At 69.6% G+C, this 14,593-nt stretch carries 16 protein-coding genes; 10 read left to right on the forward strand and 6 right to left on the reverse strand.

Annotated elements, in window-relative coordinates; all coding sequences use genetic code 11:
* Positions 1–26: 26 nt before the first annotated feature.
* Positions 27–782, forward strand: a complete 756-nt coding sequence (locus JHN45_RS34255; RefSeq protein WP_200710163.1) for an SDR family oxidoreductase — start codon at positions 27–29, stop codon at positions 780–782.
* 147 nt (positions 783–929) lie between these two features.
* Complete coding sequence (locus JHN45_RS34260) at positions 930–1,280, forward strand: hypothetical protein (protein ID WP_201053024.1); 351 nt, start codon at positions 930–932, stop codon at positions 1,278–1,280.
* A 94-nt stretch (positions 1,281–1,374) separates the two neighbouring features.
* On the opposite strand, the gene ychF is transcribed toward JHN45_RS34260, so the two are convergent.
* Positions 1,375–2,463 (reverse strand): redox-regulated ATPase YchF, encoded by a 1,089-nt coding sequence (ychF, locus tag JHN45_RS34265; protein ID WP_200710161.1) that lies wholly within the window; start codon positions 2,461–2,463, stop codon positions 1,375–1,377.
* A gap of 226 nt (positions 2,464–2,689) precedes the next feature.
* Here ychF and JHN45_RS34270 point away from each other — a divergent pair, with 226 nt between their 5' ends.
* Positions 2,690–3,265 (forward strand): DUF6542 domain-containing protein, encoded by a 576-nt coding sequence (locus JHN45_RS34270; protein WP_200710160.1) that lies wholly within the window; start codon positions 2,690–2,692, stop codon positions 3,263–3,265.
* Between the two features lie 59 nt (positions 3,266–3,324).
* Here the strand turns inward: JHN45_RS34270 and ppgK are convergent, their stop codons facing one another.
* A complete protein-coding gene (ppgK, locus tag JHN45_RS34275; RefSeq protein WP_201053026.1) occupies positions 3,325–4,071 on the reverse strand; it encodes a polyphosphate--glucose phosphotransferase in 747 nt (248 codons plus the stop codon).
* A 29-nt stretch (positions 4,072–4,100) separates the two neighbouring features.
* A complete protein-coding gene (locus JHN45_RS34280; protein WP_200710158.1) occupies positions 4,101–5,126 on the reverse strand; it encodes a 4-hydroxy-3-methylbut-2-enyl diphosphate reductase in 1,026 nt (341 codons plus the stop codon).
* A gap of 98 nt (positions 5,127–5,224) precedes the next feature.
* Between JHN45_RS34280 and JHN45_RS34285 the strand changes: the two genes are divergently transcribed.
* The 5 genes from JHN45_RS34285 (at position 5,225) to JHN45_RS34305 (ending at position 9,611) form a co-directional block, all read left to right on the forward strand.
* On the forward strand, positions 5,225–6,619 hold the full coding sequence (locus tag JHN45_RS34285) for an APC family permease (protein WP_201053029.1): 1,395 nt from the start codon (positions 5,225–5,227) through the stop codon (positions 6,617–6,619).
* 58 nt (positions 6,620–6,677) lie between these two features.
* On the forward strand, positions 6,678–7,895 hold the full coding sequence (gene xseA, locus JHN45_RS34290) for an exodeoxyribonuclease VII large subunit (RefSeq protein ID WP_200710156.1): 1,218 nt from the start codon (positions 6,678–6,680) through the stop codon (positions 7,893–7,895).
* 9 nt (positions 7,896–7,904) lie between these two features.
* Entirely contained in the window at positions 7,905–8,150 is a 246-nt protein-coding gene (locus JHN45_RS34295; RefSeq protein ID WP_019072733.1) for an exodeoxyribonuclease VII small subunit, read from the forward strand.
* A gap of 209 nt (positions 8,151–8,359) precedes the next feature.
* Complete coding sequence (locus JHN45_RS34300; RefSeq protein WP_200710155.1) at positions 8,360–8,950, forward strand: malonic semialdehyde reductase; 591 nt, start codon at positions 8,360–8,362, stop codon at positions 8,948–8,950.
* Positions 8,951–9,215: 265 nt separating this feature from the next.
* A complete protein-coding gene (locus JHN45_RS34305) occupies positions 9,216–9,611 on the forward strand; it encodes a VOC family protein (protein ID WP_201053031.1) in 396 nt (131 codons plus the stop codon).
* Between the two features lie 19 nt (positions 9,612–9,630).
* On the opposite strand, the gene JHN45_RS34310 is transcribed toward JHN45_RS34305, so the two are convergent.
* Complete coding sequence (locus tag JHN45_RS34310; RefSeq protein WP_201053033.1) at positions 9,631–10,152, reverse strand: DUF4245 domain-containing protein; 522 nt, start codon at positions 10,150–10,152, stop codon at positions 9,631–9,633.
* Between the two features lie 126 nt (positions 10,153–10,278).
* Here JHN45_RS34310 and glpX point away from each other — a divergent pair, with 126 nt between their 5' ends.
* Complete coding sequence (glpX, locus tag JHN45_RS34315; RefSeq protein WP_019072737.1) at positions 10,279–11,313, forward strand: class II fructose-bisphosphatase; 1,035 nt, start codon at positions 10,279–10,281, stop codon at positions 11,311–11,313.
* A gap of 84 nt (positions 11,314–11,397) precedes the next feature.
* On the opposite strand, the gene JHN45_RS34320 is transcribed toward glpX, so the two are convergent.
* Both JHN45_RS34320 and JHN45_RS34325 read right to left on the reverse strand, forming a co-directional pair.
* Positions 11,398–11,772 carry a WhiB family transcriptional regulator gene (locus JHN45_RS34320; RefSeq protein WP_026150672.1) on the reverse strand — a complete coding sequence of 125 codons (375 nt, stop codon included), beginning with the start codon at positions 11,770–11,772 and terminating at the stop codon, positions 11,398–11,400.
* A gap of 173 nt (positions 11,773–11,945) precedes the next feature.
* Entirely contained in the window at positions 11,946–12,671 is a 726-nt protein-coding gene (locus JHN45_RS34325) for a DUF1707 domain-containing protein (protein ID WP_200710152.1), read from the reverse strand.
* A gap of 179 nt (positions 12,672–12,850) precedes the next feature.
* Here JHN45_RS34325 and JHN45_RS34330 point away from each other — a divergent pair, with 179 nt between their 5' ends.
* Positions 12,851–14,518 (forward strand): fumarate hydratase, encoded by a 1,668-nt coding sequence (locus JHN45_RS34330; RefSeq protein ID WP_200710151.1) that lies wholly within the window; start codon positions 12,851–12,853, stop codon positions 14,516–14,518.
* The last annotated feature ends 75 nt before the right edge of the window (positions 14,519–14,593 follow it).

Raw genomic sequence — 14,593 nt, forward strand, 5'->3', positions numbered from 1 at the left:
AGTCGCACGGGAAAGGGACCGCTCTCATGGATCTCGGACTGAAGAACAGGGTGTATGTCGTCACCGGCGGCACGCGCGGCCTCGGCAACGCCGTCGCCCGTGAACTGATCGCCGACGGCGCGAAGGTGGTCGTCACCGGCCGCGACGAGAAGCGCGCCGTCGAGGCGGCGGCCGAACTGGGCCCGAACGCGGCCGGAGTCGGCGTCGACAACGCCGACCCTCGGGCACCGCGGCAACTGATCGCCACCGCACGGGAGTTGTTCGGCGCGTTCGACGGCATCCTAGTCAGCGTCGGCGGCCCGCCCGCGGGCAATGTCGCGGACAACACCGACGAACAGTGGCAGGAGGCCTTCGAGTCGGTGTTCCTGGGCGCGGTACGCCTCGCCCGCGCGGCCGCCGCGGAACTCGGGGAGGGCGGCGCGATCGGCCTCGTCCTCTCCGTCACGGCCCACGAACCGACCCCCGGCATGACCATCTCCAATGGCCTGCGCCCCGGACTCGCCGGCTTCGCCAAGTCCCTCGCGGACGAACTGGGCCCCCGCGGAGTCCGCGTCTTCGGTCTGCTCCCCGGCCGCATCGGCACGGACCGCATGCGCGACCTCGACGGCCTCGCCCCCGACCCCGCCGCCAAGCGCGCCGCCAACGAGTCCGCGATCCCGCTCCGCCGCTACGGAGCCCCGGAGGAGTTCGGCCGCGCGGGCGCGTTCATGCTGTCACCGGCGGCTTCGTACATCACCGGGGTGATGCTGTCGGTGGACGGCGGGGTGCGGCGGGGGTTCTGACGCCGTACGGCCGCGGGGCGCGGGGGAACCGCACGGTCCCCGGCGCCTCCTGGCCGTCCGCCGGCCGGACGACGGCCCCTCGAACACCCTCGGTAGGGTTGCCCGACGGCAGACCGACCGGAGCGCGATGTCACGGACCGATGCAGTGTGGCAATAGTCAGTGGATACGTGTGGATCCTGCCGGCCGTGACCATCGTCGGCTGGATCGGGTCGTGGTGGGGAACACGGCGGATCCGGTGGTGCCTGCTGTCCGCCGCCACCGTCGTCTCGGTGGCCTGCCTCGTCATCGGGTACCGCGACAAGGGACCGCGGATCAGCCCCGGAACCGTCGGCTGCTCACCGGCCCTGGAGTGCATGGACTGGCGGGGGATCTACTGGCTGGAGGCCGGACTGATCGGCTTCGTGTGCTGCCTGGTGCTGCTGATCGTGACCACCGTGGCCGAAACAGCGCTCTGGTTCGACCGTCGGGGAGCGGCCTCCGCGGAATCACCCGGCTGACGTGATGACCGAGGCACGGTGCCACCGCACCGGCAGCCACCATCTGGGCAACAAAAGGGCTCACCCATAGTGGTGAGCCCTTTTTTGAGACCCGTCAGACGTTGAAGCGGAACTCCACCACGTCCCCGTCCTGCATCACATACTCCTTGCCCTCCATACGCGCCTTCCCCTTCGCGCGGGCCTCCGCGACCGACCCCATCTCCACCAGGTCGGAGAAGGAGATGACCTCCGCCTTGATGAAGCCCTTCTGGAAGTCGGTGTGGATGACTCCGGCGGCCTCGGGGGCGGTGGCGCCCTTCTTGATGGTCCAGGCTCGGGATTCCTTGGGGCCCGCGGTGAGGTACGTCTGCAGGCCGAGGGTGTCGAAGCCGACGCGGGCGAGGGTGGCGAGGCCGGGCTCCTCGGCGCCGACCGACTCCAGGAGCTCCATCGCGTCCTCCTCGTCCAGCTCGGCGAGGTCCGCCTCCAGCTTGGCGTTGAGGAAGATCGCCTCCGCGGGGGCGACCAGGGCGCGCTGTTCGGTCTTGAAGTCCTCGTCGACCAGTTCGTCCTCGTCGACGTTGAAGACGTAGAGGAAGGGCTTCGTCGTCAACAGGTGCAGGTCGTGGAGGAGTTCCTCCTTACCCGAGCCCTGGACGATGCCCTGGGAGAAGAGGGTGTCGCCCCTCTCCAGGATCTCCTTCGCCGCCTCGACCGCCGCGACCTTCGGGACGACGTCCTTCTTGATGCGCGAGTCCTTCTGGAGGCGCGGCAGGACCTTCTCGATGGTCTGGAGGTCGGCGAGGATCAGCTCGGTGTTGATCGTCTCGATGTCGTCCTTGGGCGAGACCTTGCCGTCGACGTGCACGACGTTCTCGTCCTTGAAGGCGCGGATGACCTGGCAGATCGCGTCGGACTCACGGATGTTGGCGAGGAACTTGTTGCCCAGGCCCTCGCCCTCGGAGGCGCCCTTCACGATGCCCGCGATGTCGACGAAGTCCACGGTCGCCGGGAGGACCTTCTGCGAGGAGAAGATCTCCGCCAGCTTCGTCAGGCGCGGGTCGGGGACGCCGACCACGCCGACGTTCGGCTCGATCGTGGCGAACGGGTAGTTGGCCGCCAGCACGTCGTTCTTGGTCAGGGCGTTGAACAGGGTCGACTTGCCGACATTCGGCAGACCGACGATTCCGATCGTGAGCGACACGTTGCGACTTCCCGTACGTGAGAGGCGTGAGAGCGATGGAGGAGCGATGAACGGAGGAGCAATGGAGGGGGACCGCGGGCCGGCAGGGACTGGGGGCCCGGGGCCGATCAACCAGTCTACGGCGTGAGCCGCCCCGCACCGGCTCCGCGTCGAACACCTGGCCAAGCTCTGCTCATCGGCGTGTCTCAGGGCCTATTCGGCACATAAACCGACCTAAGTTGGTCCAGTGGAGCAACACAGGACACGACCCCCACAGCCCGGCGCGAGACGCGGGGCCCCGCCGCTGCCCCCGCAGGCGGGCCGGGGCCCGAACGGCGGCCCGGCCCGTACGACCCGTCCGGGACCCCAGGCACGCGGCACCGCGCAACGCCGTCCGGCGGCCGTACGACGGCCCGGTCCGGCGGCACCCCAGTCCGTACGGCCGCTGCCGAACCCCCGGCTCACCGGGCTCGGCGGCGGCCTGTTCTGCGCGGCCGTGATGCTCGTGCTCGGCTTTCTCGACCAGCTGCTGTTCGGGGCGTCGCTGACCGTGTACGGCGTGCTGTTCCTGCCGGTGTGCGTGCTGACGGCCGTCTGGATCCGGCGCGGGGACCTGCTGACCGCGCCGGTCGTCGTGCCGATCGCCTTCGTCGTGGGCCTGTTCCCGGTGGCCGAGGGCAGCGGCGGTCTGGTCAACCGCCTGATGGGCCTGTTCACCGGCCTCGCCACCCAGGCCGGCTGGCTCTACGGCGGAACGTTCGCCGCGGGCCTCATCGCGACGGTCCGCAGAATCCAGCTGGTGAGGCGGCGCCGCCGGGGGTGACGTCCGGCGGAACGGAGGGGCACACGGAAGCCCCCTCCGCCCCGGGCCGCTGCTCTCCCCTAGTCGTCCCCCGCCGCATGCATCGCCGCCCCCACGATCCCCGCGTTGTTCTGCAGCTGCGCCGGGACGATCTCCGCCTTGATGCCCTCGATGAAGTGCAGGAACTTGTCGGCCTTGCGGCTGACTCCGCCGCCGATGATGAAGAGTTCGGGCGAGAAGAGCATCTCGACATGGGCGAGGTACTTCTGGACCCGGTGGGCCCAGTGCTCCCAGGTCAGCTCCTCGTCCTCCTTGGCCTTGCTGGACGCCTTCTTCTCGGCGTCGTGGCCGTTCAGCTCAAGGTGGCCCAGCTCCGTGTTGGGGACCAGGACGCCGTTGACGAAGAGGGCGCTGCCGATGCCCGTGCCGAAGGTCAGCAGGATCACCGTGCCCTTGCGGCCCTGGCCGGCACCGAAGTGCATCTCGGCGACGCCCGCCGCGTCCGCGTCGTTGACAACCGTCACCGGGAGGCCGCCGAGTCTCTCGGCGAACAGCGCTCCCGCGTCCTTGTCGATCCAGGTCTTGTCGACGTTCGCCGCCGTACGGATCGTCGCCCCGCCGGTCACCACACCCGGGAACGTGAGCCCGACCGGTCCCGTCCAGCCGAAGTGGTCGACGACTTCCTTCACGCCGTCGGCCACCCCGTCCGGCGTCGCCGGGTGCGGGGTCAGCACCTTGCACCGCTCTTGGGTCAATTCGCCCTTGTCCAGGTCCACTGGGGCGCCCTTGATCCCGGATCCACCGATGTCCACGCCGAAGATCTGCATGGATCCACGCTACGACGAACGACTGACAGTCACTGCCCGGAGGGGGTCGAACGGTCGGCGCCCGTGCGCTCGGCGACCAGTGCCGCCGCCTCTTCGCGCAGGTCACGGCGGAGTTCCTTGGGCAGCGAGAACGTGATGGACTCCTCGGCCGCCTTGACCAGCTCGACGTCCTCGTAGCCGCGCACGGACAGCCACTCCAACACCTGTTCGACCAGAATCTCCGGTACGGAGGCACCCGAGGTCACACCGACCGTGGTCACGCCCTCCATCCAGGCCTCGTCGATCTCGTCGGCGAAGTCCACGAGATAGGCGGCGCGGGCGCCGGCCAGCTTGGCGACCTCGACGAGCCGAATCGAGTTGGAGGAGTTCTTCGAGCCGACCACGATCACCAGGTCGGCCTCCTCCCCCATCTGCTTCACGGCGAGCTGACGGTTCTGCGTGGCGTAGCAGATGTCGTCGCTGGGCGGCGAGATGAGCTGCGGGAACTTCTCCTTCAGGGCGTCGACCGTCTCCATGGTCTCGTCCACGGAGAGCGTCGTCTGGGAGAGCCAGACCACCCGGGACGGGTCGCGCACCTCGACCTTGGCGACGTCACCGGGACCGTCGACCAGGGTGATGTGGTCGGGGGCCTCCCCGGAGGTGCCGATGACCTCCTCGTGGCCCTCGTGCCCGATGAGGAGGATGTCGAAGTCGTCGTTGGCGAACCGGACGGCTTCCTTGTGGACCTTGGTCACCAGGGGGCAGGTCGCGTCGATGGTGGCGAGGTTGCCCCGCCTGGCCTCGTCGTGGACGACGGGCGCGACGCCGTGCGCGGAGAACATCACGATGTTCCCCTCGGGGACCTCCTCGGTCCGCTCGACGAAGATGGCGCCCTTCTTCTCCAGGGTCTGCACGACGTACTTGTTGTGCACGATCTCGTGCCGGACGTAGATCGGAGCCCCGTACTGCTCAAGGGCTTTCTCGACGGCGATCACGGCGCGGTCCACACCCGCGCAGTAGCCCCGGGGGGCGGCGAGCAGGACACGGCGGCCAGACGAAGCAGTCATGCGTCCCATCGTAAGGCCGCGCTCGACGGGTCAAAGATCGCGCCGGTGGAGAGACTGGCCGTGGAGTGGGAGGGGCGGGGCCGGACACGACGTACGGGAGACGCGAGATGGCGGACACGGGCGCAGGCACGGGCACGGATACGACGACGACCGCAGGCGAGGGACCTCAGCTGCGGCGCAGCCTCGGTTTCCGCGATCTCGTCGTCTACGGGCTGCTGTTCATCGCCCCCATGGCCCCGGTCGGCGTGTTCGGCACCCTGGACGCCAAGTCGCACGGCGCGGTCGCGCTGGTCTACATCGTGGCGACGGTCGCGATGGCGTTCACCGCTTTCAGCTACGCGCAGATGGTGCGGGTCGTCCCCCAGGCGGGCTCGGTGTTCGCCTACGCGCGCGTGGGGCTCGGCAGGGAGGCCGGGTTCGTCGCCGGCTGGATGGCGATGCTGGACTACGTCCTGATCCCCGCGGTCGCCTACCTCTTCTCCGGGATCGCCATGAACGCGCTGGTCCCGGACGTCTCCCGATGGGTGTGGACCGCGCTGGCGGTCGTCCTCACCATCTGCCTCAACCTCTGGGGCGTGCGGGCCGCCGCGCGCGTGGGCTTCCTGGTGCTCGCGATGGAGATCGTGGTCCTGGTCGTCTTCACCGTGTCGGCGATCGTCGTCCTCGCGCGCGACGGCGCCGAACGCGGCTGGCTGTCGCCCCTCTCCGGGGACGGCACCCAGGGCGCGTTCGCGCTGTCGGCGGTGATCGGCGCGGTCTCCGTCGCCGTCCTCTCCTACCTGGGCTTCGACGCGGTCGCCACCTTCGCGGAGGAGGTGACCGGCGGCTCCGAGAAGGTCGCCAGGGCGCTGCTGTTCTGCCTCGCGCTCGCCGGTGTCCTGTTCATCACCCAGACGTACCTGGTCGCCCTCCTGGAGCCGACGACTTCCGCACAGCTCGCCGCCGACGCCGGGAAGCAGGGATCGGCGTTCTACGACGCGGTCGACGTGTCGGTGGGCAACTGGCTGCACAACCTGGTGGCCGTCAGCAAGGCGATCGGCGCGGCCTTCGCGGCGCTCGTCGGGCAGGCCGCGGCGGGGCGCCTGGTCTTCGCGATGGCCCGCGACCGACGCCTCCCGCGCGCCCTGTCGAAGACCGACGACGGCGTACCGCGGGTCGCACTCCTGTCGGCGGCCCTCATCACCCTCGTCGCGGCGGTCTGGGCGGCCCGGCGCGACGACGGACTCGACCAGCTGGTGTCGGTCGTCGACATCGGCGCGCTGACCGCCTTCACACTGCTGCACGCGAGCGTGGTGGGCTGGTTCGCGGTACGGCGCCGGGGCGGGCCGGTGGTGTGGTGGCGGCACGTGCTGGTACCGGTGCTGGGCGCGGCGATCACGATCGCGGTGATCGTGGAGGCGTCGGGGACCGCGCAGGTGGTGGGTGCGATCTGGTTGGCGGTGGGGCTCGTGGTGCTCGCGGTGCAGGGCAGCCGGAACAAGGCCGACACGGAGACCAGTTGACGGTCGTACGCTCCTCACCTCGACCGCGTTGTCAGAGCCGGCCGTTACTCTCGGGCGCATGGCTCTCAACACGGCTCCGGACGCCCCGCTCCCCGTCGGTGAGGTCTCCCGGCTGATCGGCGGGTGGATCGACCGGCTCGGCGCGGTGTGGGTCGAGGGGCAGATCACCCAGCTGTCACGGCGCCCGGGTGCCGGTGTCGTGTTCCTGACGCTGCGCGACCCGTCGTACGACATCTCGGTGAGCGTGACCTGCTTCCGGCAGGTGTTCGACGAGATCGCCGATGTCGTCAGCGAGGGCGCGCGGGTCGTCGTCCTCGCGAAGCCGGAGTGGTACGCGCCGCGTGGGCAGTTGTCGTTGCGGGCCACGGAGATAAGGCCGGTGGGGGTGGGTGAACTCCTCGCGCGGCTGGAGCAGTTGAAGAAGTCACTGGCCGCCGAGGGGTTGTTCGCGGCCGACCGGAAGAAGCCGTTGCCGTTCCTGCCGCAGCTGATCGGGCTGGTCTGCGGGCGGGCCTCGGCGGCCGAGCGGGACGTGCTGGAGAACGCGCGGCACCGCTGGCCCGCCGTCCGCTTCGAGGTGCGCAACGTGCCCGTACAGGGCGTGCACGCCGTGCCGCAGGTGGTGCAGGCGGTGAAGGAACTGGACGCGCTCGACGGCGTGGACGTGATCATCGTGGCGCGGGGCGGCGGCAGCGTGGAGGACCTGTTGCCGTTCTCCGACGAGCAGTTGGTGCGGGCGGTGTCGGAGTGCCGTACGCCTGTGGTGTCCGCGATCGGGCACGAGCCCGACAACCCGCTCCTGGACTATGTGGCCGACCTGCGCGCCTCCACCCCCACCGACGCGGCGAAGAAGGTCGTACCGGACGTCGGCGAGGAGTACGAGCGCGTACGGCAGTTGCGCGACCGGGCGCGGCGGTGCGTGGTGGCGTTCGTGGACCGGGAGGAGCGCGGGCTGGCGCAGGCGCTGGCGCGGCCGTCGATAGAGGATCCGCACCGGATGATCGACGAGCGGGCGGACCATGTCGCCGCGCTGCTCGGCCGCGGCCGGCGCACCCTCGGCCATCTCCTGGACCGCGCCGACTCGGAGCTGACCCACACGCACGCGCGCGTGGTGGCCCTCTCCCCCGCGGCGACCCTGAAGCGGGGGTACGCGGTGCTGCAGAAGGCCGACGGGCACGCCGTCCGGGACCCGGAAGAGGTGGCGGCGGACGAGGTGCTGCGGGCGCGGGTCGCCGAGGGCGAGTTCACGGTTCGAGTCGATACGGCACATGCATAGGGTGGGCGGATGACCAGCAAGGTTGACGAAGGTGCCGGGACGGCAGAGGCGCTCGGGTACGAACAGGCGCGCGACGAGCTGATCGAGGTCGTACGGCGCCTGGAGGCGGGCGGTACGACGCTGGAGGAGTCGCTCGCGCTCTGGGAGCGGGGCGAGGAGCTGGCCAAGGTGTGCCGGCGCTGGCTGGACGGGGCCCGGGCGCGGCTGGACGCGGCGCTGGCGGAGGAAGAGGCCGCGGAGGGCGACGCCGAGTAAAGGCGCCGGGCAAGAGTGGCGAGCGAAGGCGCCGAGTAGCGGCGGCCGACAGCGCTAGCGGTAGCGGCATCAGTGATTCGCTGTGAGGCGGATCACCATGCTCCGCTTTTGGTTGAATGTTGAACCTCCCGTCGCGTACGGTCGGTCTCGTCAGCTTAACCGGACCGCGGTCCGGTAATCCACTTCCGGCCCCCCGAGGAAGTTCTCGCATGTCTCTCGTTCTTGACCCCGCCGCCCAGGACCTGCTGTTCCGCGAGGCCCGCACCGCGAACACCTTCACCGACGAGCCCGTGACCGACGAGCAGGTCCAGGCAATCTACGACCTGGTCAAGTACGGCCCGACCTCGATGAACCAGTCGCCGCTGCGCATCACCCTGGTCCGCTCCCCCGAGGCCCGCGAGCGCCTCGTGCAGCACCTCGCCGAGGGCAACCAGAAGAAGACCGCCGCCGCCCCGCTGGTCGCGATCCTCTCCGCGGACAACGAGTTCCACGAGGAACTGCCCACCCTGTTCCCGCACTTCCCGCAGGCCAAGGACGCCGTCTTCGGCGAGCGTTCGGTCCGTGAGGGCAACGCCGCGCTGAACGCCGCCCTCCAGGCCGCGTACTTCATCATCGGCATCCGCGCCGCCGGCCTCGCCGCGGGCCCGATGACCGGTCTCGACTTCGCGGGCGTCCAGAAGGAGTTCCTGGACGACGACCACACCCCGTTCGTCGTCATCAACATCGGCAAGCCCGGCGAGGACGCCTGGTTCCCGCGCTCCCCGCGCCTGGCGTTCGACGAGGTCGTCACCACCGTCTGAGACGCCTGACACGCACAGGGCCCCGGCGCGGACAGGCGACTGTCCGCACCGGGGCCCTCTGCGTTCGGCGTTGCCGTGACGCTCGGTGAGGCACTAGGGTCCGTGCCGTGACTGCCGGGTCGGCCATGGGCCATTCACGAGTGGGGCACCCGGCCTCGGCGTGAGCACGAGGCGGGCAAGAGCCCCGCCGCCTCTCCTTGTCTTTCCTCCGGGCGCCCGCACGTGGCGCTCTCATCGGACCCAGGACTCGGAGACCCGTCCACACATGTCACTGCCGAACACCGTTCAGCTGAACCACACCGCCGTCTACGCCGTCGACCGGCAACTGTCGGCCGAGTTCCTCGCCGCGATCCTGGGTCTGGAGGTCGGCGCGCCCTTCGGGCCGTTCGTCCCGGTCGACCTGGGCAACGACGTGACGCTCGACTTCTACGAGAAGCGCGACGAGCCGATCCAGCCGCAGCACTACGCGTTTCTCGTGCCCGAGGAGCGGTTCGACACGATGATCGGCCGCCTGGAGGCGGTCGGGGTCACGTACTACGCCGACCCCTACCACCAGGATCCCGGCCGGACGAACCAGCTCTTCGGCGGTCGCGGCGCCTACTTCGAGGACCCGAGCGGCCACAACATGGAGATCATGACCACGCCGTACGTCCGGCCGTAGCGCGGGAACACCCGGCGGGCTACTTCGTCTGCAACGCCTGTGCCATCTCGGTCAGTTGGGCGAAGGAGCCCGTGCCCGCGACGACCGTCGTCGAGCCCTTGTCCGCGAGCACGAGGGCGTCGTAGCGGCCGCCGGTCCAGCGGGTCCAGGTGTGGCCGCCGATGGTCTGGGTGGTCTTCGTCGCGGTGGCGCCCTGGCTCGCGGTGTCGACGAAGTCGGACGGCTTCTGAGTCGACTGCTCTATCTGCACGTACTGACCGTCGGGGGCACTGAACCCGAGGTGCCAGGCGTTGAACGCGGCGCCGTCGTAGCGGACCGAAGTCGCCTTCCAGGTCTTGGGCAGGCCCTCCGGCGCCGCCACCGGGTACGGCGCCGCGCGGCGTGCGGTGAGCAGCTCCACGCGGTAGTCGACCCGCTTGACGTCCGGAGCGTGGTCGCTGTGCGGGATGAAGATGTAGACGATCGCCGCCGCGATCCCGATCAGGCCCAGGGAGAGAATCATGTCCCGGACCGTCTTCTGCTTGCCGTTCGAACCTGCCACGTCCCTATCGTCGCAGGTGCCCTGGTCCGCTCATCCGTGGGGCCCCCTGCTCATTTTGTCTGCCTGGCGATAGAGTCGTGGCCATACCCTCATCCGGCCGTCGTCGTATCAGAAAGGTGCGCTCCGATGACCGAGCATCATCATCTGCCGTCCGAACTCGAAGTCCCCTCCGAGGCCCCCGACCGCAACCTCGCCCTGGAGCTCGTCCGGGTGACCGAAGCCGCCGCGATGGCCGCGGGCCGCTGGGTCGGGCGCGGTGACAAGAACGGCGCCGACGGTGCCGCCGTGCGTGCCATGCGGACCCTCGTCTCCACCGTCTCGATGAACGGCGTCGTCGTCATCGGTGAGGGCGAGAAGGACGAGGCGCCGATGCTCTTCAACGGCGAGCGCGTCGGTGACGGGACCGGGCCCGAGTGCGACATCGCCGTCGACCCGATCGACGGCACCACCCTCAACGCGAAGGGCATGCCGAACGCGATCGCCGTGCTGGCCGCGGCGGACCGGGGGTCGATGTTCGACCCGTCCGCCGTGTTCTACATGGACAAGCTCGTCACCGGGCCCGAGGCCGCCGAGTTCGTCGACATCGAGGCGCCGATCTCGGTGAACGTCCGCCGGGTCGCCAAGGCCAAGCGGGTCACGCCCGAGGACGTCACCGTCGTCGTGCTGGACCGGCCTCGGCACGACGGGATCATCAAGGAGATCCGGGAGACCGGTGCGCGGATCAAGCTGATCTCCGACGGAGATGTCGCCGGGTCGATCCTGGCGCTGCGCGAAGGCACGGGCGTCGATCTGCTGCTCGGTGTCGGCGGCACGCCCGAGGGCATCATCTCGGCCTGTGCCGTGAAGTGCCTCGGAGGCGTGATCCAGGGCAAGTTGTGGCCCAAGGACGACGCGGAGCGGCAGCGGGCGCTGGACGCGGGGCACGACCTGGACCGGGTGCTCACCACCAACGACCTGGTGTCCGGCGAGAACGTGTTCTTCGTCGCGACCGGGATCACGGACGGCGAGCTGCTGCGGGGCGTGCGCTACCGCTCGGAAACCGCGACCACCGACTCGATCGTGATGCGGTCCAAGTCCGGGACGGTGCGGCGGATCGACTCGGAGCACCGGCTCAGCAAGCTGCGGGCGTACAGCGCGATCGACTTCGACCGGGCCAAGTAGCCACGCCACAACCAGAACCACGACCACACGGTCGTACGTGAAAGAGGCGCCCCCGGTGCGGTGGGGGCGCCTCTTCTACGTCGGTCAGCCTGCCGCTGCTATGCGGCCCGCCGCCCTCGCCTTCTGGAGTTCCAGGTCGCGGCGGCGGCGCCTGGCCAGGACCACGCGGCGTTCGGCGGCGGTGAGGCCGCCCCAGACGCCGTAGGGCTCGGGTTGGAGGAGGGCGTGTTCGCGGCACTCGACCATGACCGGACAGCGCGCGCAGACGCGCTTGGCGGCGTCCTCGCGGGAGAGCCGGGCGGCGGTGGGTTCCTTGGAGGGGGCGAAGAACAGGCCGGCCTCGTCGCGCCGGCACACCGCTTCGGTGTGCCAGGGAGCGTCTTGGTCCCTGTCTCGCGCAGGCACCCGCTGAGCCGGAACAGCAGCTACCTGCAGGGACGAATGCGGCGGTTGCAGCACGGTCTACTCCTGACGACGGCTTCGCGAGCGAGAGACGATGCAGCAAGGCCTACCCGCTGTGCGCGCGCCTATGCACTGAGTTCCGAACCGCTGGTTTCCGTGTGCTTGTGCGCGATGTCAGGGGCGGACCGGCGTGGACCGATCAGCTCCGCATGTGTCCCGATTCACAACCGTCAACGGTCCAGGTGTTTGCGCAAACCCTTGTCGACCTTGCGCTGAACCCGATCGAGAATGTCCGCAACGAGCTTGCCGCGCTTGGGTTTTGCCTCGATGTTTCCGAGTACGGCCCACCCGTCGACGTAGATCACGGGCGCGTCCGGCTCCAGCGAGTCCAGCGTGTCCACCTCGAAGTTGCCGAGGACGCCACCGCCGGTGCCGCGCAGCGACACGTTCTCCGGGACGCGGATCTCGACGTTCCCGAACACCGAGATCGCCTTGATGACGACCTGCTGGTACTCGAAGATCGCCTCGCTGAGGTCGATCTCGACGCTGCCGAACACGGCGTACGCGTGCATCCGGCGGCCGGCGCGCCAGCGGCCCTTGCGCATGGCGGAGCTGAACACCGCCACCACATGCCCGTCGGCCTCGGCCGGGATCGCGCCCTCCGTCGGGCGGTTCGGCGCGGGGCTGTACGACTGGGCCGTCGCCCGGTGTCCATGGGCGGCCGGCAGATCCTGGATGAAGACCTCCAGCTCGCCGACCGTCTTGGCGCTCAGCACCCCCTCGACCCGCTCGGCGTGCTCGTCGGCGCTCAGCCGCCCCTCGGCCAGGGCGTCGCGCAGGATGTCGGCGATGCGGTCACGGTCGGCGTCCGAGGCGCGCAGCGCGGACGGGGCGGGCGCGGCGGGCGCGGGCTGCGGGGCCGTGGGCGCGGATGCGGGCTGCTTCTGAAGGTCCACGGCAGCAGCGTACCGAAACGCGATAGATCGCGACTAGGGGTGTGGACAACGTTGGCGTGGCGAAGGTACCGGCGAACTGAGCCTTACCTCACAAGCTCGCTGTCGGCGGCAGGTTCTACGCTGGTGAGCGCCCGCCAGTGTCGGCGGGCGGCCGTCTGTCGAGTGAGGAATGGGCTGCGATGCCTGAGTTCGCGTACACCGATCTGCTCCCCATGGGAGAGGACACCACCCCGTACCGGCTGGTGACCTCCGAGGGTGTCTCCACCTTCGAGGCCGACGGGCGGACGTTCCTCAAGGTCGAGCCGGAGGCGCTGCGCAAGCTGGCGGCCGAGGCGATCCACGACATCCAGCACTATCTGCGGCCGGCCCACCTCGCGCAGCTGCGCCGGATCATCGACGACCCCGAGGCGTCGAACAACGACAAGTTCGTGGCGCTGGACCTCCTGAAGAACGCGAACATCGCGGCGGCCGGCGTGCTGCCCATGTGCCAGGACACCGGTACGGCGATCGTCATGGGCAAGCGCGGACAGAACGTCCTCACGGAGGGCGGCGACGAGTCGGCCCTGTCCCGCGGCATCTACGACGCCTACCTCAACCTCAACCTGCGGTACTCGCAGATGGCGCCCCTCACCATGTGGGACGAGAAGAACACCGGGTCAAACCTGCCGGCCCAGATCGAGCTGTACGCGACCGACGGCGGCGCCTACAAGTTCCTGTTCATGGCGAAGGGCGGCGGCTCGGCCAACAAGTCGTTCCTCTACCAGGAGACGAAGGCGGTCCTCAACGAGGGCTCCATGATGAAGTTCCTTGAGGAGAAGATCCGTTCGCTGGGTACGGCGGCCTGCCCGCCGTACCACCTGGCGATCGTGGTCGGCGGTACGAGCGCCGAGTACGCGCTGAAGACCGCGAAGTACGCCTCCGCGCACTACCTGGACGAGATCCCGGCCGAGGGTTCGGAGCTGGGCCACGGGTTCCGGGACAAGGACCTGGAGCAGAAGGTCTTCGAGCTGACGCAGCGGATCGGGATCGGGGCGCAGTTCGGCGGCAAGTACTTCTGCCACGACGTGCGGGTCGTCCGGCTTCCCCGGCACGGCGCCTCGTGCCCCGTCGCCATCGCCGTGTCCTGCTCGGCCGACCGGCAGGCCGTCGCGAAGATCACCGCGGAGGGCGTGTTCCTTGAGCAGCTGGAGACGGACCCGGCGCGCTTCCTGCCGGAGACGACCGACGAGCACCTCGACGAGTCGGCGGACGTGGTCCGGATCGACCTCAACCAGCCCATGGACGACATCCTCGCCGAGCTGACCAAGTACCCGGTCAAGACCCGGCTCTCGCTCTCCGGCCCGCTGGTCGTGGCCCGCGACATCGCGCACGCCAAGATCAAGGAGCGGCTGGACGCGGGCGAGGAGATGCCGCAGTACCTGAAGGACCACCCGGTGTACTACGCCGGGCCCGCGAAGACCCCCGAGGGCTACGCGTCCGGTTCGTTCGGTCCTACGACGGCCGGGCGCATGGACTCCTACGTGGAGCAGTTCCAGGCGGCGGGCGGTTCCAAGGTGATGCTCGCCAAGGGCAACCGCAGCAAACAGGTCACCGACGCGTGTGACGCGCACGGCGGCTTCTACCTCGGCTCGATCGGCGGGCCCGCGGCCCGGCTCGCGCAGGACTGCATCAAGAAGGTCGAGGTCGTCGAGTACGAGGAGCTCGGCATGGAGGCGGTCTGGAAGATCGAGGTCGAGGACTTCCCGGCGTTCGTCGTCGTCGACGACAAGGGCAACGACTTCTTCCAGAACCCGGCGCCTGAGCCGACGTTCACGCACATTCCGGTGCGGGGGCCTGGGTTGGCGTAGCGCCAACCGGCCCCGCCTGGGGGCTCCGCCCCCAGACCCCCGGTCGGCCTGGACGGCCTCGTCCTCAAACGCCGG

The sequence above is a fragment of the Streptomyces sp. MBT53 genome (assembly GCF_016654115.1).
Classification (GTDB): domain Bacteria; phylum Actinomycetota; class Actinomycetes; order Streptomycetales; family Streptomycetaceae; genus Streptomyces.